This window comes from Stenotrophomonas pavanii (assembly GCF_900101175.1).
In the GTDB taxonomy this organism is placed as follows: Bacteria; Pseudomonadota; Gammaproteobacteria; order Xanthomonadales; family Xanthomonadaceae; genus Stenotrophomonas; species Stenotrophomonas pavanii.
This window is the reverse complement of sequence record NZ_FNFQ01000001.1, coordinates 275,238-299,156: the sequence shown is the minus strand read 5'-3', so window position 1 is coordinate 299,156 and position 23,919 is coordinate 275,238. Positions and strand designations below refer to the sequence as shown.

General features: G+C 67.1%; 23 protein-coding genes and 1 tRNA gene. 18 read left to right on the top strand and 6 right to left on the bottom strand.

Features of this window, described 5'->3' with window-relative positions; translation table 11 throughout:
• The first annotated feature begins 59 nt into the window (after positions 1-59).
• From infB to BLS66_RS01440, 6 genes are all read left to right on the top strand, one after another.
• Positions 60-2,705, top strand: a complete 2,646-nt coding sequence (gene infB / locus BLS66_RS01465) for a translation initiation factor IF-2 (protein WP_053460943.1) — start codon at positions 60-62, stop codon at positions 2,703-2,705.
• A 150-nt stretch (positions 2,706-2,855) separates the two neighbouring features.
• Complete coding sequence (gene rbfA, locus BLS66_RS01460; RefSeq protein ID WP_049469441.1) at positions 2,856-3,239, top strand: 30S ribosome-binding factor RbfA; 384 nt, start codon at positions 2,856-2,858, stop codon at positions 3,237-3,239.
• Positions 3,240-3,330: 91 nt separating this feature from the next.
• The gene (gene truB, locus BLS66_RS01455; protein WP_074724930.1) at positions 3,331-4,239 is read left to right on the top strand and encodes a tRNA pseudouridine(55) synthase TruB; all 909 of its coding nucleotides are present in this window, start codon (positions 3,331-3,333) and stop codon (positions 4,237-4,239) included.
• Between the two features lie 174 nt (positions 4,240-4,413).
• Positions 4,414-4,674, top strand: a complete 261-nt coding sequence (gene rpsO, locus BLS66_RS01450) for a 30S ribosomal protein S15 (protein ID WP_005417886.1) — start codon at positions 4,414-4,416, stop codon at positions 4,672-4,674.
• A gap of 151 nt (positions 4,675-4,825) precedes the next feature.
• Entirely contained in the window at positions 4,826-6,934 is a 2,109-nt protein-coding gene (gene pnp, locus BLS66_RS01445) for a polyribonucleotide nucleotidyltransferase (protein ID WP_049469447.1), read from the top strand.
• 128 nt (positions 6,935-7,062) lie between these two features.
• Positions 7,063-8,625, top strand: a complete 1,563-nt coding sequence (locus BLS66_RS01440) for a winged helix-turn-helix domain-containing protein (protein WP_074724929.1) — start codon at positions 7,063-7,065, stop codon at positions 8,623-8,625.
• On the opposite strand, the gene BLS66_RS01435 is transcribed toward BLS66_RS01440, so the two are convergent.
• Positions 8,594-9,661, bottom strand: a complete 1,068-nt coding sequence (locus BLS66_RS01435; RefSeq protein ID WP_083348126.1) for a serine hydrolase domain-containing protein — start codon at positions 9,659-9,661, stop codon at positions 8,594-8,596. The genes BLS66_RS01440 and BLS66_RS01435 overlap by 32 nt on opposite strands.
• A 399-nt stretch (positions 9,662-10,060) precedes the next feature.
• Between BLS66_RS01435 and BLS66_RS01430 the strand changes: the two genes are divergently transcribed.
• Positions 10,061-11,251: a glycoside hydrolase family 18 protein gene (locus BLS66_RS01430; RefSeq protein ID WP_074724928.1), complete on the top strand. Its 1,191-nt coding sequence runs from the start codon at positions 10,061-10,063 to the stop codon at positions 11,249-11,251.
• A 94-nt stretch (positions 11,252-11,345) separates the two neighbouring features.
• Positions 11,346-11,750, top strand: a complete 405-nt coding sequence (locus tag BLS66_RS01425) for a VOC family protein (protein WP_074724927.1) — start codon at positions 11,346-11,348, stop codon at positions 11,748-11,750.
• Between the two features lie 24 nt (positions 11,751-11,774).
• Here BLS66_RS01425 and BLS66_RS01420 read toward each other — a convergent pair whose 3' ends face one another.
• From BLS66_RS01420 to BLS66_RS01410, 3 genes are read right to left on the bottom strand one after another with little or no spacing between them, the layout of a single operon-like run.
• Positions 11,775-13,334, bottom strand: a complete 1,560-nt coding sequence (locus tag BLS66_RS01420; protein ID WP_074724926.1) for a PepSY-associated TM helix domain-containing protein — start codon at positions 13,332-13,334, stop codon at positions 11,775-11,777.
• A gap of 10 nt (positions 13,335-13,344) precedes the next feature.
• Positions 13,345-13,608, bottom strand: coding sequence for a hypothetical protein (locus BLS66_RS01415; protein ID WP_049469462.1), 264 nt, complete (start codon positions 13,606-13,608; stop codon positions 13,345-13,347).
• Complete coding sequence (locus BLS66_RS01410; protein WP_064238922.1) at positions 13,608-13,904, bottom strand: hypothetical protein; 297 nt, start codon at positions 13,902-13,904, stop codon at positions 13,608-13,610. The genes BLS66_RS01415 and BLS66_RS01410 overlap by 1 nt, the downstream gene beginning before the upstream one ends.
• Before the next feature lie 428 nt (positions 13,905-14,332).
• Here BLS66_RS01410 and thrS point away from each other — a divergent pair, with 428 nt between their 5' ends.
• From thrS to BLS66_RS01365, 9 genes are all read left to right on the top strand, one after another.
• Entirely contained in the window at positions 14,333-16,234 is a 1,902-nt protein-coding gene (gene thrS, locus BLS66_RS01405) for a threonine--tRNA ligase (protein ID WP_049466967.1), read from the top strand.
• Between the two features lie 48 nt (positions 16,235-16,282).
• A complete protein-coding gene (gene infC / locus BLS66_RS01400; protein ID WP_005410437.1) occupies positions 16,283-16,825 on the top strand; it encodes a translation initiation factor IF-3 in 543 nt (180 codons plus the stop codon).
• Positions 16,826-17,090: 265 nt separating this feature from the next.
• Positions 17,091-17,288, top strand: coding sequence for a 50S ribosomal protein L35 (rpmI, locus tag BLS66_RS01395; RefSeq protein ID WP_005410436.1), 198 nt, complete (start codon positions 17,091-17,093; stop codon positions 17,286-17,288).
• An 11-nt stretch (positions 17,289-17,299) separates the two neighbouring features.
• Positions 17,300-17,659 carry a 50S ribosomal protein L20 gene (gene rplT, locus BLS66_RS01390; protein ID WP_005410435.1) on the top strand — a complete coding sequence of 120 codons (360 nt, stop codon included), beginning with the start codon at positions 17,300-17,302 and terminating at the stop codon, positions 17,657-17,659.
• 193 nt (positions 17,660-17,852) lie between these two features.
• A complete protein-coding gene (locus BLS66_RS01385) occupies positions 17,853-18,848 on the top strand; it encodes a phenylalanine--tRNA ligase subunit alpha (RefSeq protein ID WP_049466965.1) in 996 nt (331 codons plus the stop codon).
• Between the two features lie 102 nt (positions 18,849-18,950).
• A complete protein-coding gene (gene pheT / locus BLS66_RS01380; protein WP_064239672.1) occupies positions 18,951-21,347 on the top strand; it encodes a phenylalanine--tRNA ligase subunit beta in 2,397 nt (798 codons plus the stop codon).
• A gap of 27 nt (positions 21,348-21,374) precedes the next feature.
• Entirely contained in the window at positions 21,375-21,674 is a 300-nt protein-coding gene (locus BLS66_RS01375; protein ID WP_005410432.1) for an integration host factor subunit alpha, read from the top strand.
• Positions 21,655-22,011, top strand: coding sequence for a MerR family transcriptional regulator (locus tag BLS66_RS01370; protein ID WP_005410431.1), 357 nt, complete (start codon positions 21,655-21,657; stop codon positions 22,009-22,011). The genes BLS66_RS01375 and BLS66_RS01370 overlap by 20 nt, the downstream gene beginning before the upstream one ends.
• 68 nt (positions 22,012-22,079) lie before the next feature.
• Positions 22,080-22,156, top strand: a tRNA-Pro gene (locus tag BLS66_RS01365).
• 68 nt (positions 22,157-22,224) lie between these two features.
• Here the strand turns inward: BLS66_RS01365 and BLS66_RS01360 are convergent.
• Together BLS66_RS01360 and BLS66_RS01355 are read right to left on the bottom strand one after the other, a co-directional pair.
• Positions 22,225-22,674, bottom strand: coding sequence for a GNAT family N-acetyltransferase (locus BLS66_RS01360; RefSeq protein ID WP_074724925.1), 450 nt, complete (start codon positions 22,672-22,674; stop codon positions 22,225-22,227).
• Between the two features lie 86 nt (positions 22,675-22,760).
• A complete protein-coding gene (locus tag BLS66_RS01355) occupies positions 22,761-23,276 on the bottom strand; it encodes a DUF3011 domain-containing protein (protein WP_057493609.1) in 516 nt (171 codons plus the stop codon).
• 240 nt (positions 23,277-23,516) lie between these two features.
• On the opposite strand from BLS66_RS01355, the gene BLS66_RS01350 reads away from it, so the two are divergent.
• The gene (locus BLS66_RS01350) at positions 23,517-23,912 is read left to right on the top strand and encodes a hypothetical protein (RefSeq protein ID WP_053460937.1); all 396 of its coding nucleotides are present in this window, start codon (positions 23,517-23,519) and stop codon (positions 23,910-23,912) included.
• The last annotated feature ends 7 nt before the right edge of the window (positions 23,913-23,919 follow it).

Below are 23,919 nucleotides of genomic sequence, written 5' to 3'. Positions count from 1 at the left end.
GCGTAGAATCCGCGCCACCTCCAGATGCGGGGGGGCGCCCACAAGATCATAGGATCCGAATGTCGCAGCAAACCACCATCCGCAAGCTTGCCGAACTGGTCAACACGCCGGTCGAAAAACTGCTGGAACAGCTGGCCGGTGCCGGCATGAAGTTCAGCGGTCCCGACCAGGTCGTGACCAGCTCCGAGAAGGTGAAGCTCCTGGGCTTCCTTCGTCGTTCGCACGGCAAGCCCGAGCAGGCCCCGGAAGAGACCGATCAGTCTGCAAAGAAGATCACGCTCAACCGCCGGAAGCAGCAGGAAGTGACGGTCAATTCCGGTCGCAGCAAGACGACCGTGAATGTAGAGGTGCGCCAGAAGCGGACCTACGTCAAGGATGGTGCTCGCGCCATGACGCCGGACGAAGAGCGCGCCGACATCCTGCGCAAGCTGGAAGAGTCGCGCGCGCGCAACCTCGCCGAACAGCAGGCCCTGGCCGAAAAGGATCGTCTGCGCGACGAAGCCATCGTCCGTGCCCGTGAAGAAGAGGCCGCCGCCAAGGAACGCGCCGAGGCCGAGAAGAAGGCCGCCGAGGAAGCTGCGGCTGCCGCCAAGGCGGCCGAGACGCTGGCTGCCAGCAAGCCCAAGCGTGCTCCGATCGACGAAACCGCGCCGCGCCCGCCGCGTACCCCGGCCGCAGCCCCGGCTGCGCCGCGTGGTGCACCGCCGCCGCCGCGCAACGACGACCGCAACAACCGCAGCGCGCCGCGCAACGAGCGTGGCCCGGGTGACCGTTTCGCCGGCCAGATGCACCTGTCGGCCGCCGATCGTGCGCGTCGTGGCAACAGCAACAACAGCAACACCCGGGGTCGTCCGGGCGGCCGCAACCAGGCCGGTGGCCGTCGCGACATGTCGCGCGGTGGCAACAATGCCGGTCCGCACGCCTTCGAGCGTCCGACCGCACCGGTGGTGCGTGAAGTGGCGATCGGCGACACCATCACCGTGGCCGACCTGGCGCAGAAGCTGGCGCTGAAGGGCGGCGAGGTGGTCAAGGCGCTGTTCAAGATGGGCGTGATGGCGACCATCACCCAGTCCATCGACCACGACACCGCCGCACTGGTGACCGAAGAACTCGGCCACAAGGCGATCCGTGCCAACGACAACGACGCCGAAGACGCACTGCTGGCCTCCGCCGGTGAAAACCAGGGCGAGGCCACCCAGCGTCCGCCGGTGGTCACCATCATGGGCCACGTCGACCACGGCAAGACCTCGCTGCTGGATTACATCCGCCGCACCAAGGTCGCCACCGGCGAAGCGGGCGGCATCACCCAGCACATCGGTGCCTACCACGTGGACACGCCCAAGGGCGTAATCAGCTTCCTGGACACCCCGGGCCACGCCGCCTTCACCTCGATGCGTGCGCGCGGCGCCAAGCTGACCGACATCGTGGTGCTGGTCGTGGCCGCCGATGACGGCGTCATGCCGCAGACCAAGGAAGCGATCCAGCACGCCCGTTCGGCGGGTGTGCCGCTGATCGTGGCGATCAACAAGATCGACAAGTCCGACGCCGATCCGATGCGGGTCAAGAACGAACTGCTGTCCGAGCAGGTCGTGGCCGAAGACTTCGGTGGTGACACCCAGATGGTGGAGATCTCGGCCAAGACCGGCCTGGGCATCGACGACCTGCTGGACGCCATCTCGATCCAGGCCGAACTGCTGGAACTGAAGGCGGTCGATGAAGGCCGCGCCTCGGGCGTGGTGATCGAATCGTCGCTGGACAAGGGCCGCGGCCCGGTCGCGACGGTGCTGGTGCAGCAGGGCCGCCTGAAGAAGGGCGACTACCTGGTGTGCGGCATCCAGTACGGCCGCGTGCGTGCGCTGTTCGACGAGACCGGCAAGCAGCCGGAGTTCGCCGGCCCGTCCATTCCGGTGCAGGTCCTGGGCCTGTCCGGCGTGCCCGAAGCGGGTGACGACTTCGTGGTGGTCGAGGACGAGCGTCTGGCCAAGGACGTGGCCCAGCAGCGTGAGACCAAGCGCCGTGAATCGCGCCTGGTCGCTACTGCCGGCAGCCGCATGGAAGACATCATGGCGACCCTGGGCAAGGGCGAGGGCCAGCAGGTCCTCAACCTGGTCATCAAGGCCGACGTGCAGGGTTCGGTGCAGGCCCTGAGCCAGGCACTGGTCGCGCTGTCCAACGACGACATCCGCATCAACGTGATCCACTCCGGCGTGGGCGGCATCACCGAGTCGGACGCCAACTCGGCAGCCGCGTCGAAGGCCACCGTCATCGGCTTCAACGTGCGTGCGGACGCTTCGGCGCGTCGCATCATCGAATCCAACGGTGTCGACCTGCGTTACTTCTCGATCATCTATGACGTGATCGACCAGGTGAAGCAGGTGGCTTCCGGTCTGCTGGGCGTGGAAATCCGCGAAGAGATCATCGGTATCGCCGAGGTCCGCGACGTCTTCCGCAGCTCGAAGCTGGGTGCCGTCGCCGGCTGCATGGTCATCGAGGGTGTGGTCAAGCGCAACAAGCCGATCCGCGTCCTGCGCGACAGCGTGGTGATCTTCGAGGGCGAACTGGAATCGCTGCGCCGCTTCAAGGAGAACGTCGAGGAAGTCCGCAACGGTACCGAATGCGGTATCGCGGTGAAGGCCTACAACGACGTCAAGCCGGGCGACCAGATCGAGTGCTTCGAGCGCATCGAAGTGCCGCGCACCCTGTAATGCTGCACGGTGGCCCGACCAGCGGTCGGGCCCTGCCCTGGTAGAGCCCGGTGGGGCCCTGCCATGCTGTAGAACCCGACCCACGGTCGGGTACCATGTAGATGTAGCGCCCGACCGTTGGTCGGGCGACAACTGAACCAAGAGCCCCTCGTGCCCAAGACTTTCCATCGAACCGACCGTGTCTCCGCCCAGCTGCGCCGTGAACTCGGCACCCTGGTGCACAACGCCGTGCGCGAGCATGGGTTGCCCTCGGTGAGCGTGTCCGACGTGGAAATCACCCGTGACATGGCCCATGCCAAGGTGTTCGTCACCGCGCTGATGCCCGAGCGCTCCGCCGAGGCCGTGGCCGGGCTGAAGGAGCTGGGCTACCGACTGCGCATGGACCTGGCGCGTGCGATGAAGCTGCGCCACGTGCCGGAACTGCACTTCCACTACGACGACTCGGTCGACCGTGGTGAGCACATCGACAACATCCTGCGCGACCTGCCCGATACGCTGGCCGCCGAGAAGCGTCGCGAGAGCGACGACGAATAATGTTCCTGTAGCGCCGGGCCATGCTCGGCTGCTTTTGATCTCGCGCATCGCTGCGGAAGCCGAGCATGGCTCGGCGCTACACAATCCTGTCATGACCCGAATTCAGTTCCGCCGCCTGGATGGCATCCTGCTGCTCGACAAGTCGACCGGCATGAGCTCCAACGCCGCCCTGCAGGTGGCGCGCCGCCTGTTCCGCGCCGAGAAGGGCGGCCACACCGGCAGCCTCGACCCGCTCGCCACCGGCCTGCTGCCGCTGTGCTTCGGCGAGGCGACCAAGATCGCTGGCCTGCTGCTGGGGTCGGCCAAGGCCTACGATGCCGAGATCGTGCTCGGCCAGACCACCGATACCGACGATGCCGAAGGCCAGGTGCTGCTGCAGCGCCCGGTGCCGGCAATCAGCGCCGAAGCCCTGCAGGCGGCGCTGGCGCCTTTGACCGGCAACATCCGCCAGCGTGCCCCGATCTATTCGGCGCTGAAGCAGGGCGGTGAACCGCTGTATGTGAAGGCCCGCCGCGGTGACGTCATCGAGGCGCCCGAACGCGAGGTGCAGGTGCACGCCATCGACGTACTCGAGCAGCAGCCGGAACGGCTGCGGCTGCGCGTGACCTGTGGCTCCGGTACCTACATCCGCAGCCTGGCCCGCGACCTCGGCGAACGCCTGGGCTGTGGCGCCCATATCAGTGCGCTGCGCCGGCTGTGGGTCGAGCCGTTCCGCGGGCCGGCCATGGTCACCCTGGACCAGCTGCGGGCGATGGCCGAGGCTGGGGACGAGGCAGGCATGGACGCGCTGCTGCTGCCGCTGGCGGCCGGCCTGGCGGAATACCCCCGGGTCGACCTCGATGCCGAGCAGGCCCACCGGTTCTGCGTCGGCCAGCGCCAGCGCGACCTGTCCTGGCCCCGTGGCCTGGTGGCCGTGTTTGGACCGGACGATGCTGTCCAGGGCCTGGGCCAGGTCGATGAGAGTGGCCTGCTGGCCCCGCAGCGTCGTTTCAACCTCTGACCCGGGCCTGCCGGTTCAGCCCCGGTCCTTGTCCCGGAAGCCCCCGGCCGTTACAATTTCGCGGCCGTTTTCCGGCAGCCTGCCCCGCGCAGGTTTCATCCTTGTAGTCCACGGCGAGCCTGGCGGTGCGCGAAGCGCGTTCCTGCCGGCCACGCATCACAGAGAAAAAAGAAAATGTCGATCGACACCCAGAAGGTCATTGAAGACAACAAGCGCAGCGCCGCTGACACCGGCTCCCCGGAAGTCCAGGTGGCCCTGCTGACCGCCCGCATCGAACTGCTGACCGGCCACTTCAAGACCCACAAGAAGGACCACCACAGCCGCCGCGGCCTGCTGCAGATGGTCAACCGCCGTCGCAGCCTGCTCGACTACCTGAAGAAGAAGGACGTCGAGCGCTACAAGGCCCTGATCGAGAAGCTTGGCCTGCGTCGCTAAGCAACGAATCCCCCGCGGCGCAGCGATGCGCCGCGGTTTTGTTTTGTAGTACCGCAATCCCCGATTCAGGCCGGAACGATCCGGCCACCCGCTGGCGGCAAGGGTCGCCGACGGTCCAAATTCGCAGACAGCATCCCCAAGGACACCCTCCGTGGCAAAAATCACCAAAACCTTCCAGTACGGCAAGCACACCGTCACGCTTGAGACCGGCGAAGTCGCCCGTCAGGCCAGCGGCGCCGTCATCGTCAAGATGGACGACACCGTACTGCTGGTCACCGCCGTCGCCGCCAAGAGCGCGCGCGAAGGCCAGGACTTCTTCCCGCTGACCGTCGATTATCAGGAAAAGTTCTACGCCGGCGGCCGTATCCCGGGTGGTTTCTTCAAGCGTGAAGGCCGTGCGACCGAGAAGGAAACCCTGATCTCGCGTCTGATCGACCGTCCGATCCGCCCGCTGTTCCCGGAAGACTACAAGAACGAAGTGCAGATCATCGCCACGGTGATGTCGCTGAACCCGGACGTGGACGGTGACATTCCGGCCCTGATCGGTGCCTCGGCTGCCCTGGCCCTGGCCGGCACCCCGTTCATGGGTCCGATCGGCGCTGCCAAGGTCGGTTACAAGAACGGCGAGTACATCCTCAACCCGACCGTCAGCGAACTGGCTGACTCGCAGCTGGAACTGGTCGTCGCCGGTACCTCCAACGCCGTGCTGATGGTCGAATCCGAAGCCGCGCTGCTGTCCGAAGAAGTGATGCTGGGCGCCGTGACCTTCGGTCACCGCGAAATGCAGAAGGTCATCAACGCGATCAACGAACTGACCGTCGAAGCCGGCACCAAGCCGTCGACCTGGGAAGCCCCGGCCAAGAACGACGCGCTGATCTCCGCCCTGAAGGAGGCCATCGGCCCGCGCCTGGGCGAAGCCTTCCAGGTGCGTGACAAGCTGCAGCGCCGTGACGCCATCTCGGCGATCAAGAAGGACGTGTTCGAAGCCCTGGCCGGCCGCGTGGCCGCCGAAGGCTGGAACCCGGCCGAGCTGTCGAAGGAATTCGGCGAACTGGAATACCGCACCATGCGTGACTCGGTGCTGGACACCAAGGTCCGCATCGACGGCCGTGCGCTGGACACCGTCCGCCCGATCACCGTGAAGACCGGCGTGCTGCCGCGTACCCACGGCTCCTCGCTGTTCACCCGTGGCGAAACCCAGGCCATCGTGACCATCACGCTGGGCACCGCCCGTGACGGCCAGGTCATCGACGCCGTTGCCGGTGAGTACAAGGAAAACTTCCTGTTCCACTACAACTTCCCTCCGTTCTCGGTGGGTGAGTGCGGCCGCATGATGGGCCCGAAGCGCCGCGAAATCGGCCACGGTCGCCTGGCCAAGCGTGGCGTGCTGGCTGTCATGCCGTCGCTGGAATCGTTCCCGTACACCATCCGCGTCGTCTCGGAAATCACCGAGTCGAACGGTTCTTCGTCGATGGCGTCGGTCTGCGGCTCGTCGCTGGCCCTGATGGACGCCGGCGTGCCGGTGAAGGCACCGGTGGCCGGTATTGCCATGGGCCTGGTCAAGGAAGGCGAGCGCTTCGTCGTCCTGTCCGACATCCTGGGTGACGAAGATCACCTGGGCGACATGGACTTCAAGGTGGCCGGTACCGCTGAGGGCATCTCCGCCCTGCAGATGGACATCAAGATCGAAGGCATCACCGAAGAGATCATGAAGCAGGCCCTGCAGCAGGCCAAGGCTGGCCGCCTGCACATCCTGGGCGAAATGGCCCACGGCCTGACCGCGCCGCGTGAAGAGCTGTCGGACTACGCGCCGCGCCTGCTGACCATCAAGATCCACCCGGACAAGATCCGCGAAGTGATCGGCAAGGGCGGTTCGACCATCCAGGCCATCACCAAGGAAACCGGCACCCAGATCGACATCCAGGATGACGGCACCATCGTCATCGCTTCGGTCAATGCCATCGCTGCCCAGGCCGCCAAGGCCCGCATCGAGCAGATCACCTCGGACGTCGAGCCGGGCCGCATCTACGAAGGCAAGGTCGCCAAGATCATGGACTTCGGTGCGTTCGTCACGATCCTGCCGGGCAAGGACGGCCTGGTCCACGTGTCGCAGATCTCCAGCGATCGCGTCGAGAAGGTCGGCGACGTGCTGAAGGAAGGCGATGTGGTCAAGGTCAAGGTGCTGGAAGTCGACAAGCAGGGCCGTATCCGCCTGTCGATGAAGGCCGTGGAAGAAGGCGACGCCGTCAGCGCCGAGTAATCGGTACGGCGGATTGTGCGGTGGGTGAGGACCGTTGGTCCTCACGCTTTCGCAAAATGAAAAAGCGGGCTCCGGCCCGCTTTTTCTTTGCCTGTCCGCCGGCGCTTTCCAACCGCTATGCTTCGGCCATGGATACCCTGCGCCTGCTCGACCTGGACATCGATCGCCCGGCGCAGCGCGTCAGCCGCAACGGTGAGACGTTGCCGGTCAGCGGCCTCAGCTGGACCCTGCTGGACGTGCTGCTTGCACATGGCACCGACGTCGTGGATTTCGACATGCTGGCGGCGCAGGTCTGGGCACCGGCGGTGGTCGGCGAAGATGCGGTCAGCCAGCGGGTCAAGCTGTTGCGGCAGGCCTTGGGCGATGACAGCCGGCGCCCGCGCTACATCCGTTCGGTTCGCGGCCGTGGCTATCAGCTGTGCGCACCGCCGCTGCCCGCCGCCTTACCGGCGGCACGACCAGGCGGGTATCACCGCTTCGGCTGGGGCGCAGCGGCTGTCGTGGCGCTGGGCCTGGCGTCGGCGCTGCTGCCGTGGTCACCGCCGCCGCCGCAGGCCGGTGGACAGTCGTTCCTGCAGCGCGCCGATTACTACGCCGGTATCGGCCAGGCCAGCAACAACGAACGGGCCATCCAGCTGTATCGGCAGGCATTGCAGGCCGACCCCGATTCCACGGCGGCGCGGCGTGGCCTGTCACGGGCACTGTCGGCGCAGGGGTGCCTGTTCAACGGTACGGCCGGGCAGCTGAGCGAAGCGATGTCCCTGGCCGAGCACGAGCGCCAGCGCGCGCCGCGCGATGCGGCCGCCCATGCGTTGTGGGGCTATGCGCAGGACTGCGCGGGCAACATGCGCCTGGCCATCGACGGCTACGTGCGTGCCATCGAACTGGACCCGGACGACGAGCGCAGCCGCGCGTCGCTGGCTTACCTGCAGCAGGAGCGCGGACAGCTGGTGACCGCGCTGCGCGGAAACCTGTCGCTGAAAGCGCCCGAGCGCGTGCGGTTCCGGGAGGTGCAGGTTGCGCGCGAACTGGAGCTGCTGGGCTTCACCCAGGTGGCTGCGCAACGCCATGCGCGCAACTTCCAGCTTTACCCGGACAACGTTTTCTCCAACATCGCCTGGCCGCGCAGCCTGTACGTGGCGGGGGCACCGCAACAGGCGCGACAGGTGCTGGACGAAGCGCTCGCACGTGGCACGCCGCATCCGCAGCTGCTGCGCCTGCAGGGCGAACTGGCGCTGCTGGCCGGCGACCACGCTGCCGCCGGCGAGGCTTTCGAGCGTGGCCGCCAGCTGCGTCCCCGGCAGTCGCTGGGCCAGGTGCTGGCGGTGTTGCACGGGCCGCAGCCGGTGGACCCTGCATGGATTGCTGAGCGACTTCAAAGGCTCGCCGCCGACGACGGCGATGGCTGGCCCGACGCTGCGCTGGAGCAGGCATTGCTGCTGCAGGCCGACGGGCGCGCCAACGATGCCGTTGCAGCTCTGCACCGGGCCGCTGATGACGGCTTCCGCGATGTGGCGTGGCTGCGCGCCACGCCACTGTTCGTGTTGCTGCATGACACCCCGGGCTGGGCGGCGCTCCTTGACCGACTTGATGCCGACATTGCCCGCCAGCGCGCGCAGGTGCTGGCCGCGGACTGGCGCCCCGCCGACCTGGCCGCCCTCAGTGCAACGCCGGTAGCAGGAACTCGGTGAGGATCCGTCGTGACTGCGGATGCGCAATGCTGCGGTTGAATGCCTGGCTGGTGACCACCGCGACCACGCGCTGCTCCGGCATCACGAACACATAGTTGCCGCCATTGCCGGACATCGCCCACACCGTGCGGGCTGAGCCCTGGACGTCCAGCTTCAGGCCCCACCACTGGTAGCCGTAGTCACTGCCATCCGCAGTAGTTGCCTGCGCCCGAATCATTGCCTCGATGTAGTCCTTCGGTACCAGCTGCCGCCCCTGCCAGCGGCCACCGTCGAGCACCAGCTGCCCAATGCGCGCGAGGTCGCGCGTGCGATAGCGCGTGCCACCGCCCCCCATGCCGATTCCCTCCGGCGAACGATTCCACTGGCTCCGGGTGATGCCCAGCGGCTGCTCCAGCACACGCGCGGCGTAGTCGGCCAGGGGCTGGCCAGTGGCCCGCTCAAGCACGGCGCCGAGCACGAACGAATTGGCGGTGCAGTAGGCGAACGCACGGCAATGCGGGCTGTTCTCCGGCCGTTGCATCCACGGCGCAAAGCCCTTCACCGGCAGCGCCAGCGCGAAGTCCAGCCACTTCTCACTGACGTACATGCGTTCTTCGTGGCCAGCCGAGAATGGATTCTCGTCATCGCATTCCCACAGGCTGCTCATGGTCAGCAGGTCCTGCACGGTGGTGGCACGCAGGCGCGGGTCGACCTGGTGGCGTGCGGTGAAGTCTGGGAACGAGTCGTAGACCTTGGCCTGGACCCCGGCCAATCGCCCTTCGCCAATGGCGGCGCCGACCAGCAGCGCGGTCACGCTCTTGCTGGCCGAACGCACGTCATGCAGGGTCTCGGCGTCTGCGCCGTTGAAGTAGCCTTCATAGGCCACTTTGCCATCGACCTGCAGCAGCACGCTGCGGATCTGCTTGAGCTCGTTGCTGGCGATCGCACGCTCCAGCGCCACCAGCCGGGCCGGGTCCGGTGGCGTGGCGCGGGCGGCGAGGGGCGCGCCACAGGTGACGCAGAGCAGCAGGGTCAGGACGGACAGGATCGAACGCATCATCGGGCTCCACCGAAAGGGGCCCCGATTGGGCCTGCGGACCATCTGAAGTGCTGGAAGCCGGCCTGAAGAATTCTGAAGCCCTTGTGCCACAAGGCTCGTCGACCGGAGGGTTACACGCCTGACGGGACCGCCAACGCCAGGTTGGTTCGGCTCCACGGCCCCGGTGCGCGTAGTGCAGGTGGGGGGGGGGTGACCGTGAGCCGGTGAGAACCCGTGCCCTGACCGCCTGCGCGGGTCGCACTGTTGTCCTGTCGTGACCGGCGTTTGCCGCTGGCTGGCCAGGCCTGTGACAGCTTTCATGGGTGGCCGCCTGTCCATGGGACGACATGTCGCGACATGCGTCCCGACGCCCCATCCGTTTGCTAACGTGGCTGCGCCTTCGAACCGGGAGATCCCATGTTCCGCCAGACCGTGGCCGTCCTTGCCGTGCTGATTGCCGGTGCCTTGCCCATCGCCGCGCATGCGCGGCCCGCACAGCCGCCGATCTTCGGCGCTTACTACCCGGGCGGTTCGGCCGAGCGCTATCCGGTCTCGAGCATTCCGGCCGAGCGGCTGACGCACCTGTTCTATGCGTTCTCCACCCTCGAGGACGGGCGCTGCACGGTCGGCGCGGAAGCGCCGAGGAACTTCGCCGCGTTGGCCGAGCTCAAGAGGGCGCATCCGCACCTGCGCACGCTGATCTCGATTGGGGGCTGGGGCGCAGGCGGGTTCTCCGATGCGGCACTGACCGAGGCCAGCCGCAGGCGCATGGTCGACTCGTGCATGGCGCTGTTCTTCGATCGCCACGCGGGCAGTTTCGACGGCGTCGACATCGACTGGGAATTTCCGGTCAGTGGCGGGCCGAAGGAGCTGGCGCACCGCCCGCAGGATCGCGCCAACCTGACCCTGCTCGCGCAGGCGTTCCGCCAGGCACTCGACGCGCGCGGCCGCAAGGCGGGACAGCCGATGCTACTGACTGCCGCGCTGGCCGCCGGACGCCTGCAGACCGACGGTCCTTACGATCCGGCCGCGAGTTACGACCTGCCGGCGCTGGCCAAGGTGTTGGATTTCATCAACCTGATGAGCTACGACATGGGCACCGGCTTCTCTTCGGTGTCGACCTTCAATGCGCCCTTGCATGAAGTGCCGGCCGATCCGCTGGCGCCGGAACTGCGGCGCTGGAACAACGTGGCCGGTGCGGTGCAGTACTACCGCGAGCACGGCGTGCCGGCCGACAAGCTGGTGCTGGGCGTGCCTTTCTACGGGCGCGGCTTCAAGGTTACCGGTGATGCGCCGGATGGCCTGTATCAGCCCTACAGCGCACCCGCCGATGCCGGCGACTGGCGGGTGATCAAAGCGCGTTATCTCGACCAGCCGGGTTGGACCAAGCACTGGCAACCGCAGGCGCAGAGCCCGTGGCTGTACAACGCCGGGCAGAAGATCTTCATCAGCTATGAAGACCCGCGCTCGATCGGCCTGCGTGCCCGGTTCGCCCGCGAGCAGGGCCTGGCCGGGGTGTTCATGTGGGAACTGACCGGCGACGACGGGCAGGCCAGCCTGCTCAACGCCATGCTCGGCCCGTGGCAGAAAGCGCGCATCGGCGATTGAGTCGGCGGCGCCGGGTCACGCCCGGCGCCGTGCGGCAACGCCACCGGCCCGACACCGCACATTGCGACGACGCCGGCGGCGCTACGCTTTGCGCATGATCCCTCTCGAACGCCTGGACCACCTGGTCCTCACCGTCGCCGACATCGAACGCAGCTGTGATTTCTACCAGCGCGTGCTCGGCATGCAGATCGTGCGCTTCGGTGCCGGTCGCACCGCGCTGCAGTTCGGCCAGCAGAAAATCAACCTGCATCCGGCCAGCGCACCGCTGCAACCGCACGCGCTGCGGCCGACGCCGGGCAGTGCCGACCTGTGCCTGGTCACGCGCACAGCGACGGCCGATGTGCTGGCACACCTGCGGGCGCATGCCGTGGCGGTGGAGCAGGGGCCGGTCGCACGCACCGGTGCGTTGGGGCCGATCGAATCGGTGTACGTCCGCGACCCGGATGGCAACCTGATCGAAATAAGTCGTTACCCGGGCGAAGAACACCCGCAGCGGTAGCGCCGGGCCATACCCGGCGAAAGCTTAGTTGGCCCAGACGCTGTTGGGGTCGCCGTTGCGGGCGCGCCGCTGGCTGGCCACGGCCAGGCGGGCGAAGCCGAAGGCCATCGCCAGCGCGATGGCATCGACCCAGAACAGGGGCCAGTGCCCCCGCGCGGCCGCGCGCCACAGCCAGTCGCCATTGAGCGCGCCGTGCAGCACCGGCACCAGCGCGGTGCTGATCGCCGCGGCCCACAGCAGTTCGCGTGCGGCCTGCGCCGGGCGACGCAGCGCGGCCCACAGCGCACAGGCCGCCCAGCTGCCGAAGCAGGCCCAGCGGATGCCGTGGTCGACGGCCGACGGTGCCAGCCGCTCCAGCACCAGTGCGGTGACGAACGCGACCGAGATCGCCACGCACAGGCCGATGCAGACGCCGACCGTGGCCCGCGCCATGTTCACACCGGCACGCGGCTGGTGCGGCTGGCGACGCTTGCGCCGCGACTCGATCCACAGCAGGTTGCCGGAGTAGAACAGGAACGCACCGCCGAGGCCGAGCAGGAAGTACAGCCAGACCACCACGCCGTTGCCGAACTCACCGAAGTGCAGTGCATAGGCGGCACTGAGGGTGGCGTGGTTGGCATCGCGCTGGCCCGGCAGCTGGGAAGCCAGCAGGTCGCCGCTGGCCACATCCAACGCCACGGCGCCAAGCGGGCCGAGGGTGCCACTGGCCTCGCCGGTGATCTCGATGGTGGCGTTGGCGTCGCCGGCGTTGGCCAGCTTCAGGTAGGCCGGCTCGAAGTTGGCCACGCCCTGTGCGCGGGCGACTTCAAGTGCGCGCGCATGCAGCACGCGCAGGCTGCCCGGCGGCGCCGGAATGCCACTGGCCTCGCGCACCGGCGCGGTGTCCATCGCCGTCGGTACCGCCTGCAGGGCCTTGCCGTCGTAGATCAGCGGATTGAGCAGGGCCATCTGCACGAACACCAGGCAGAGCAGGGCGCCCGTGACCGCGAACATCAGGTGGAAGGGCAGGCTGAGCACGCCGATCACATTGTGCGCGTCCTGCCACAACTGCTTCAGGTTGCGGCCCGGCCGCAGCGCGAACAGGTCGCCGAACAGCTTCGGCAGATGGATCACCAGCCCGCTCAGCAGCGCCATGCCATACAGCAGGCTGACGATACCCATCCCGTAGACGCCGGCCACCGGCAGGCCGAGGCTGTAGTGCAGTTCGTTGACCAGTTCTGCCAGTCCGGTCTGCGGCGGGGCCGGGCTGCCGGCGATCTGGCCCGGCCAGGCATAGCGCCAGCTGCCGTCGTCGGCCTGCCAGTACGCCAGTGGCTGCGGGTGCTCGGCGCCGGGGAACGTCATGCCCACGTGGCGGCGCGCTTCCGGATGGGCCGCCAGCACGTCTTCCAGCAGGTACTGCGCGTCATCCAGGCCGGCCGGCAACGCCGTGGCTGCGCCCGGGGTCTGCCACAGCGGCAGGTCGTGATGGAACAGGGTCAGCGCACCTGCGTAGAAGGCCACGAACAGGCCGAAGCCGGCGACCAGGCCGACCCAGGTGTGCAGGGTGGTGAACGTGCGCAGGGTCTGCGAACTGAACTTCATGGCAGGGATCTCATTGCACCGCGCCGGTCAGGCGCAGCAGCGCGAGCACGGCGAAGCCAACGGCGGCGCTGCCGCCCAGCACCAGCCAGGCGCGCAGTGCGCTGCGGAAGCTGAACGCCCACAGGGCGGCCAGCATCCACAGCGGGATGAAGGCAATCAGGGTCGGCACCAGCGCACGCTGCCACGGGCCCGGTGGCAGCCAGGCCAGCAGGCCGGTGACGGCGGCTGCGAGCAGGAAGCCGGCGATGATGCCGGCAAAGGCGCGCGGCCACATCAGGGTGACTCCGTGCCCGGGCGATGCCAGGCGGCCAGCGCCGGCAGCAGCATCGCGGCCAGCATCCAGGTGCACAGCATCGCCACCAGGCCCGCGGCCACGCCGAGCTCGGCCATCCACAACCACAATGCGGCCGCAGCGGCGACCACGCCGATCTGGCGGCCGAGCCGGCCGGCGCGGCGCAGGCGGGGCCAGCGGCAGTGCGGCGAGGCGGCATAGAAGGCCAGTGCCGAGAACATCGCCGCCAGCATGCCCAGGCTGCAGAAGCCCAGCGTGGAGAGGCCGACGGTGATCATCGCGGGCGGCCGCCGTGGCAGCGGGCCGGCGAACGCGGGGCACGGGCGGGGCCGGCGGGGGCCGGTCGGAGCGGGTGGCGCATCACGAGGTCCTGGGGAAAGCGGGCAGGCTGGCACGGGGCGGGCTGCGCGGACATGGTAATCATTGCGTTTTCACGCCGCCAGCACTCGCCATTCAGCGGACCGTACGGCAGCCCTTGGGCTTTCCCGTGCGCTGGTTTAAGATCACCGCAGAACCCTGACCGGAACAAGGTGGCCCGCGCCCAGCGCCGGCCGAGCGTGCGACATGAGCACTACCCCCGCCCACTGTTGACCTGCCCCCGAAGGCCCTGTGTTGCAGGCGCCCTCGCGGCGCTTTTTTATTGCCCGGGCAACGGCCCGGGAACGCTTTCCAGCCCGCCCCGCGGGCCCCGCACGAAGCCACTGCGATGATCAACATTACCCTTCCCGACGGCAGCCGCCGCGAGTTCGAAAACCCCGTCAGCGTCATGGACGTCGCCCAGTCGATCGGCGCCGGCCTGGCCAAGGCCACCATCGCCGGTTCGGTCGATGGCGTGCTGGTCGATGCCAGCGACGTCATCGATCACGATGCCAGCCTGCGCATCATCACCGCCAAGGACGAGGAGGGCGTGGAGATCATCCGCCACTCCTGCGCCCACTTGGTCGGCCATGCCGTCAAGCAGCTGTACCCGGATGTGAAGATGGTCATCGGCCCGGTAATCGCCGAAGGCTTCTACTACGACATCTACTCCGAGCGCCCGTTCACCCCGGACGACATGGCCGCGATCGAGAAGCGCATGGGTGAACTGATCGCCCAGGACTACGACGTCATCAAGAAGATGACCCCGCGCGCCGAAGTGATCGAGATCTTCAAGGCCCGTGGCGAGGACTACAAGCTGCGCCTGATCGAGGACATGTCCGATGACATCCAGGCGATGGGCATGTACTACCACCAGGAATACGTGGACATGTGCCGCGGCCCGCACGTGCCGAATACCCGCTTCCTGAAGGCCTTCAAGCTGACCCGCATTTCCGGTGCCTACTGGCGCGGCGATGCGCAGAACGAACAGCTGCAGCGCATCTACGGCACTGCCTGGGCCGACAAGAAGCAGCTCGAGGCGTACATCAAGCGCATCGAGGAAGCCGAGATGCGCGACCACCGCCGCATCGGCAAGCAGCAGGACCTGTTCCACCTGCAGGAAGAGGCGCCGGGCCTGGTGTTCTGGCACCCGAAGGGCTGGGCACTGTGGCAGGTGGTCGAGCAGTACATGCGCAAGGTCTACCGCAGCAGCGGCTACGGCGAAGTGCGTTGCCCGCAGATCCTGGACGTGAGCCTGTGGAAGAAGTCCGGCCACTGGGACAACTACCAGGACAACATGTTCTTCACCGAGTCGGAGAAGCGCACCTACGCGGTCAAGCCGATGAACTGCCCTGGCCATGTGCAGGTGTTCAACCAGGGCCTGCACAGCTACCGCGACCTGCCGATCCGTTACGGCGAGTTCGGTTCCTGCCACCGCAACGAGCCGTCCGGCGCGCTGCACGGCATCCTGCGCGTGCGCGGCTTCACCCAGGACGACGGCCATGTGTTCTGCACCGAGAGCCAGATCGAGTCGGAAGTGACCGCGTTCCACCAGCAGGCGCTGGCGGTCTACAAGCACTTCGGCTTTGACGAGATCCAGATCAAGATCGCGCTGCGCCCGGAATCGCGCCTTGGCGATGACGCCACCTGGGACAAGGCCGAAGGCGCCCTGCGCTCGGCGCTGTCCAGCTGTGGCGTGGAATGGCAGGAGCTGCCGGGCGAGGGCGCCTTCTACGGCCCGAAGATCGAGTACCACCTGAAGGACGCCATCGGCCGCACCTGGCAGCTGGGCACCATGCAGGTCGACTTCATGATGCCGGGCCGCCTCGGCGCCGAGTACGTGGACGAGAACAGCCAGAAGAAGCACCCGGTCATGCTGCACCGCGCCATCGTCGGCTCGATGGAGCGCTTCCTGGGCATCCTGATCGAGCACCATGCCGGCCAGTTCCCGACCTGGCTGGCGCCGACCCAGGTGGTGGTGGCCAACATCACCGACGCCCAGGCCGATTACGTCTCGGGCGTGACCAAAACCCTTGCGGAGCAAGGCTTCCGCGTCAGCTCGGATTTGCGTAACGAGAAGATCGGCTATAAAATCCGCGAGCATACGTTGCAGCGCGTGCCCTACCTGCTGGTCATCGGTGACCGCGAGAAGGAGAATGGGGCTGTGGCGGTGCGTACGCGTTCTGGCGAAGACCTGGGCAGCATGAGCCTGCAGGCCTTCATCGAGCGGCTCCACGCCGAGGGCGCGTAAGCAAAGGTCCGGTCCGGGGGCACAGGCACCCGGGCCGGTTCGATACCCTTGGGAGAACGTAATATCAGCACCCCTGACAACAAACAGAACCGCAAGAATCAGGAAATCCGTGTGCCGCGCGTCCGCGTGATCGGCAGTGACGGAGAAATGATCGGCGTGTTGTCGCGCGACGAAGCGCTGTCCATGGCCGAAGATGAAGGCCTGGACCTGGTCGAGATCCAGCCGCAGGCCGACCCGCCGGTCTGCAAGATCATGGACTTCGGCAAGTTCAAGTTCGAAGCGCAGAAGAAGGCCAGCGAGGCCAAGAAGAAGACCAAGCAGGTCGAGATCAAGGAAGTGAAGTTCCGTCCGGTCACGGACGAGGGCGACTACCAGATCAAGCTGCGCAAGATGCGTGGGTTCCTCGAGGATGGTGACAAGATCAAGGTCAACATCCGCTTCCGTGGCCGCGAAATGAGCCACCAGGAACTGGGTCGTGAAATGGCCAACCGGATCGAGACCGATCTGGGCGAGGACATCGTCATTGAATCCCGTCCGCGCCTGGAAGGGCGTCAGATGGTCATGATGATCGCGCCGAAGAAGAAGACCTGAGGCCTGACGGGCCGCCTTCCGGGGCGCCTGGCTGAATGGTTCAGGGTAAGGGGACGCCGCTGGCGTCCCTTTGCTTTTCCGGCAGGCCGCGGGTTGCCGGTGAAAGCGGGGCAGGGGCTGGCAGCAGGGCGGTTTTGCCTGTATCATGCCTGGCTCGACCCACCCAGGACGGGTCGTACGCCGATCATGGCAGGACGGAAAGAGCGGCCCAGGCCGCCGCCAGATCAGTCAGAAACCAGGGTCAAATCCCATCAAGGACATTGCAATGCCCAAGATCAAGACCAACCGGGCAGCGGCCAAGCGTTTCCGCAAGACCGCCTCGGGCAAGTACAAGTGCGGCCACGCCAACCGTAGCCACATCCTCACGAAGAAAGCGACCAAGCGTAAGCGTAATCTGCGTCAGACGGGCCATGTCCGTGCAGAAGACGCAGGCCGTCTGGACCGCATGCTCCCTTACCTCTGAGGAACTGAAAAATGGCACGAGTTAAGCGTGGCGTACAGGCGCGTCGCCGCCACAAGAAGATTCTGGATCTCGCCAAGGGCTATTACAACGCCCGTCGCAAGGTCTTCCGCGTTGCCAAGCAGGCGGTCATCAAGGCACAGCAGTACGCCTACATCGGCCGTAAGCAGAAGAAGCGCAACTTCCGTTCGCTGTGGATCACCCGCATCAATGCGGCTGCCCGCATCAACGGCCTGAGCTACAGCCGCTTCATGAACGGCCTGCTGAAGGCCGGCATCACCCTGGATCGCAAGGTCCTGGCTGACATCGCCGTGCACGACGCAGCCGGTTTTGCCGCGCTGGCCGAAAAGGCCAAGGGCGCGCTGGCGGCATAAGTCCTTCCCGATGCCGTAACCGTTCACTCGGAACGGTGTCAGGTCAAGGCAATGCATGGGGAAGGGCGCAAGTCCTTCCCCATTCTTTTTTGGGTCCCGGCGCGGCCACAGCGGCAGCGCGGGGACGGCGGTGGCGACAGGGGTCGGCCCTTCGCGCATCGCGATGGCAGATCGACTGGAGTTCCGGCCCCCCATGAGCGACATCCAATCCCTCACCACCCAGGCGCTGGCCGATGTGGCCGCCGCACAGAGCCCCGATGCGCTGGAACAGCTGCGCGTGGCCCTGCTTGGCAAGAGCGGCAGCATCACCTCGCAGCTCAAGCAGCTCGGCGCCCTGCCGGCCGACGAGCGCAAGGCCGCCGGTGAAGCGATCAACCAGGCCCGCGACGCGCTGACCCGCGCGCTGGGCGAGCGCAAGGCGCTGCTGGAAGACGCGGCCCTGGATGCGCGCCTGGCGGCCGAAGCCATCGACATCACCCTGCCGGGCCGCAACGGCGAGCGCGCCGGCCTGCACCCGATCACCCGCACCCTGGAGCGCATCACCGGCATCTTCGGCCGGCTGGGCTACGAGCTGTCGGAAGGGCCGGAGATCGAGGACGACTGGCACAACTTCGAGGCGCTGAACTTCCCGCCGCACCATCCGGCGCGCGCCATGCACGACACTTTCTACTTCGGCGATGGCCGCCTGCTGCGCACGCATACCTCCGGCGTGCAGGTGCGCTACATGGGTGACCACGCGCCGCCGCTGCGCATGATCGCCGCCGGCAAGGTGTACCGCAGCGACAGCGACCAGACCCACTCGCCGATGTTCCACCAGGTCGAAGGCCTGCTGGTGGACGAGCATTCGACCTTCGCCGACCTGAAGGGCACGCTGGCCGAGTTCGTGCGTGCCTTCTTCGAGCGCGATTTCGAGATGCGCTTCCGCCCCAGCTATTTCCCGTTCGTTGAACCGGGCGCGGAAGTGGACATCGCCTGGCAGCAGCCCGATGGCAGCACCCGCTGGCTGGAAGTGCTGGGCTGCGGCATGGTCCATCCGAACGTGCTGCGCAACGTTGGCATCGATCCGGAGCGCTATACCGGCTTCGCCTTCGGCATGGGCGTGGAGCGCTTTGCAATGCTGCGCTACGGCGTCAACGACCTGCGCGCGTTCTTCGAGAACGATGTGCGGTTCCTGAAACAGTTCGCGTAAGCCGCAACCCTGTAGAGCCGGGCCATGCCCGGCTGCTCCTGAAACGACTGCTCCCAAATTCGCAGGCCCAGGCGCATGCGCCGGGCCCACCAGGATGACACCATGAAATTCTCCGAAAACTGGCTGCGCAGCCACGTCCCGACCCGCGCTTCGCGTGATGAGCTGAGTGCGGTGCTGACCGCCATCGGCCTGGAAGTGGAAGACGTGACCGCGCTGGGCGAAGGCCTCGATCACGTGGTCGTGGCACGCATCGTCGAGGCCGTGCGCCATCCGGAAGCCGACCGCCTGCAGGTGTGCAGGGTCGATGCCGGGCAGGGCGAGCTGCTGCAGATCGTCTGTGGTGCGCCGAACGCCCGCCCGGGCCTGGTCGCGCCACTGGCGATGGTCGGTGCGCAGATCGGCGAGTTGAAGATCAAGCCGGCCAAGCTGCGCGGCGTCGAGTCCAACGGCATGCTGTGCTCGGCCAAGGAACTGGGCCTGGACAACGATGCCTCCGGCCTGCTGGAGCTGCCCGATGACGCCCCGGTCGGCCAGGCCCTGGTCGCCTACCTCGGCCTGCCGGACGCCAGCATCGAGATCAAGCTGACCCCGAACCGCGCCGACTGCTTCAGCCTGCGCGGCATTGCCTACGATGTCGCCGCCGCTACCCGCAGTGAAGTGCTGGACTTCGCCGCCGATGCCATTCCGGCGGTCGGCAGCCGCGAGCTGAGCATCCAGCTCGACGCGGGCGCCGAGGCGCCGCGTTACCTGGGGCGCGTCATCGAAGGCGTCAACGCCGCGGCCAGGACCCCGTTGTGGATGGCCGAACGCCTGCGCCGCAGCGGCGTGCGCCCGGTCTCGCTGCTGGTCGACATCACCCAGTACGTGATGCTCGAACTCGGCCAGCCGATGCATGCCTACGACCTGGGCACCCTGCAGGGCAGCATCGCCGTGCGCCGTTCGCGCGCGGGCGAGAGCCTGAAGCTGCTCGATGGCCGCGATGCCGCGCTGGACGACAGCTTCCTGGTGGTCACCGACGCCGATCGTGCGGTTGGCCTGGCCGGCCTGATGGGCGGCTTCGACACGCGCGTCACCGACGCCACCACGGCCGTGTTCCTGGAAGCCGCGCACTTCGCCCCGGCCGCGATCATGGGCCGTGGACGCAAGCTCGGCCTGCACACCGACGCGGGTCACCGTTTCGAGCGTGGCGTCGATCCGGCACTGCCGCGCACCGCGATCGAGTACGCCACCCGCCTGGTGCTGGACCTGGCCGGGGGCATTCCGGCACCGGTCACCGAGGCGGTGCGCGAGGGCGATCTGCCGCAGCCGGCGACGATCCTGCTGCGCCGCGCGCGGATCACCCGCGTGCTCGGCATCACCATCGAGGATGCCGAAGTCGAACGCATCCTGCGCGCGCTGGGCATGGACGTGGTCGCCAGCGCCGACGGCTGGCAGGTCACCGCGCCGAGCCGTCGCTTCGATATCGCCATCGAAGAGGACCTGATCGAGGAACTGGCCCGCATCCACGGTTACGAGCAGATCCCGACCACGCTGCCGGGCGGTGCCTCGCGCGTGGCGATGCCCAGTGAAACCCAGCTGGACGCGCTGAGCGTGCGTCGCCAGCTGATCGCCCGTGACCAGCAGGAAACCGTCAATTTCGCCTTCGTCGACGACGCCTTGCTGGCCCAGTGGCAGCTGCGCGACGGCTTGGTGCCGTTGGCCAACCCGCTGTCGGCCGAACTGGCGGTGATGCGCCCGTCGCTGCTGCCGGGCCTGGTCGCCACGCTGGGCCGCAATGCAGCGCGGCAGCTCGGTCGCGTGCGCCTGTTCGAGATCGGCCGGGTGTTCGCCCAGCAGGCTGGCGGGGCGTCGACTGGCGAAAGCCGGCCGGCACCGCTGGAAACCCTGCGCGTGGCCGCTGCGGTCTGCGGCGAGGCGCAGGCGGTGCAGTGGGGCTTGCCGACCCGCAAGGTCGATTTCCATGACCTGAAGGGTGACCTGGAATCGCTGGCGGCCGCCAGTGGCGCGCAGCTGGAGTTCCGTCCGTCGGACCGTGCCTACGGCCATCCGGCGCGTTCGGCCGAGGTGTTCCGCGAGGGCGTGGCGATCGGCTGGATCGGCCAGATCCACCCGCGTCTGGCCAAGGCGATGGACATCGAGGCCGATGTCTATGCCTTCGAGCTCGACCTGGAGCCGCTGGCTGCGCGTCGCCTGCCGCGTGCCGGCGAGCTGTCGCGCTTCCCGGCGGTGCGCCGCGACCTGGCGTTCCTGGTGCCTGAACAGGTGGCGTGGACGGACCTGGCGGCCACCGTCCGCCAGGCCGCCGGCCCGCTGCTGCGCGACCTCAACCTGTTCGACCGTTACGTCGGCCAGGGCGTCGAGCCGGGATTCAAGAGTCTCGCTATGGGCTTGATTTTGCAGGACAAGTCGCGCACTCTGACGGACCGCGACGTGGATGCGGTGGTGGCCGAGGCGGTCACTGCCATCGAGCGTGAACACCACGCCCGGATCCGCGGCTGAGCGGGCAGCACTCGGGGGTAGCAGGCAATGGCATTGACCAAGGCGGAGATGGCGGAAAAGCTGTTCGACGAAGTCGGTCTGAACAAGCGGGAAGCCAAGGAATTCGTCGACGCGTTTTTCGATGTGCTGCGTGAAGCATTGGAACAGGGACGTCAGGTGAAGCTGTCGGGCTTCGGTAATTTCGATCTGCGGCGCAAGAACCAGCGCCCGGGTCGCAACCCCAAGACCGGCGAGGAAATTCCGATTTCCGCCCGTACGGTGGTCACCTTCCGTCCGGGCCAGAAGCTCAAGGAGAGGGTGGAAGCTTATGCTGGATCCGGGCAGTAACCGCGAACTACCGCCGATCCCGGCCAAGCGCTACTTCACCATTGGTGAGGTCAGCGAGCTGTGCGACGTCAAGCCGCACGTCCTGCGCTACTGGGAGACCGAGTTTCCCAGCCTTGAGCCGGCCAAGCGCCGAGGCAACCGCCGCTACTACCAGCGCCATGACGTGCTGATGGTGCGGCAGATCCGCAGCCTGCTGTACGAACAGGGCTACACCATCGGTGGTGCCCGCCTGCGCCTGGACGGCCCCGATGCCCGCGAGGAATCGGCGCTGAGCAACCAGATCATCAAGCAGGTGCGCATGGAGCTGGAAGAAGTGCTGCAGTTGCTGCGCCGCTGACCCCATTTCCCTCGTAATCCGCTATACTTCACGGCCCGCCGCACTGGCGGGCACATCGCAGCATCAGTCGGGGCGTAGCGCAGCCTGGTAGCGCATCTGCCTGGGGGGCAGAGGGTCGTCGGTTCGAATCCGGCCGTCCCGACCACTGTGATGAGTCAAGAAGCCCGCGCAGCGATGCGTGGGCTTTTTTGTGCGTGCGGCCGATGCCGATGATCAGTCCTCAGCGAAGCGATAGACCAGCTCCGGATCGCCTTCGTCCAATCCATGCACGATGCCGCTGTCGATGAAACCCGAGGCGGCGAGCAGGCGTTGCATGCCGGTATTGGAAGCATTCGTCGAAGTAAACAGCTTGCCTTGCCCCTGCAGCGCGATGGCATGGCGCAGCAGGGCGGCGCCGACGCCCTGGTTGCGTTGTTCGCGCGCCACCATCAGCATCTCGACGAAGGCTTCGCCGAAGAAGTGATGGTGGATGACCAGGTAACCGGCCAGCTGGCCGGCCCGTCCGGCCACGTGCACGCCACCGCTGGCCTGCCAGTCGCTGATCTGCCGTGCGCGCCGCCGATCGTGGGCCGCAACGCTGTCGAGCGCGATCAACGCGGGAACGTCGGCGGGCATTGCTTCGCGGATATGCAGCGTCGTCAAGGAAGGATCGGGTGGTGCCATCGAAGGCTCCTGGGCTGGGCGCGCCCAGTCTATCGATCACTTCGGCCGTATCTGCGTATCCGCCACAGCCAGCGCGTGGTCGGCCGTCAATACACACGGAACTCGGCACGGCAGCCGTCGCTGACCCACACGCCGCGGCGGTCCCAGCCCCAGTTGCGATCCTCGACGCACGGTGTCACCGACTTCTGCTTGACCAGGCGCACCTCGCGGCGCACACGGATGCGGCATTCCCTGTCCTTCTGCTCGTAGGACTCGCAGACCAGGCGCTCGCCATCGTCATCCCGGTCACGGCCCCGGCCGCGCTCCGGCCAGCGCCCGCGTCCCTGCCCATCGGCGACGAACTCGGCACGGCAGCCAGCGGTGACCCAGAGCATGCGACGGCTCTGTCCCCAGTTCTGGTCCTCCACGCAGCGGGTGACCGACAGCTGCCTGGCCAGGCGCATGCGGCCCTCGATCGGGCACTGTTCGGTCTTGTTGAACTGCGACTCGCAGCGCAGCGGCGGGATGTGATCGCTGTCGTCATCCTGGGCGGCCACTGTGGTGGCGGCCAGCAGCAGGGCCATCGTGACGGTGGTGATCGGGAGCAGCAGGCGATGGGTCATGGGAACCTCGGCGGGGGAACGGGCCGCAAGGATGGACCAGCCCGAGGCCTCCGGAACGGATCGTTCCGACGTCGGCTCAGTAGGGATTTAGTAGTGCGCACGAACCCATTCAGGGCCTTACATCCCTTATCATCGCTGCACATCCGATCGCATCGGCTTACACCTTCTTACATGTTTCCCACGTGTGTCGGCACAGCCTGTGGCTGCCGTCACTGGCGTGCGGCCGGCGTGTGGAGGAGGATGCGCGGACCACGACGACCACAGGGGGTTGCGTTGATCAGCAGTACCGTCATTCATCGCTCGGCTGGCGCAGAGGCCGGGCAGGTGCGTGTCCTGGACACCACGTTCAAGGGCAAGCACGTGTTCATTGCGTGGGGCCTGCGCGGGCCGGAACTGGCCCGCAGCGCAGACCCGGCCGCAACCGTGGCTGCGCGCAAGGCACTGCATGCCGTCGCGGGGCACAGCGAAGGGCCGCGCAGCCCGGAGGTGTTCATCGCCAACCAGTCGGCGGTGGCGATCACGGTCTATCGGCTGCTGACCGAAGCGCGGTCGGGCGATGCCATTTTCTTCCTGTGTGATTCACAGGCGGTGGTCGACTGGCTCATCACCGCGCTGGAAGTGCAGGGCGAAGGCTGAGCGCGCG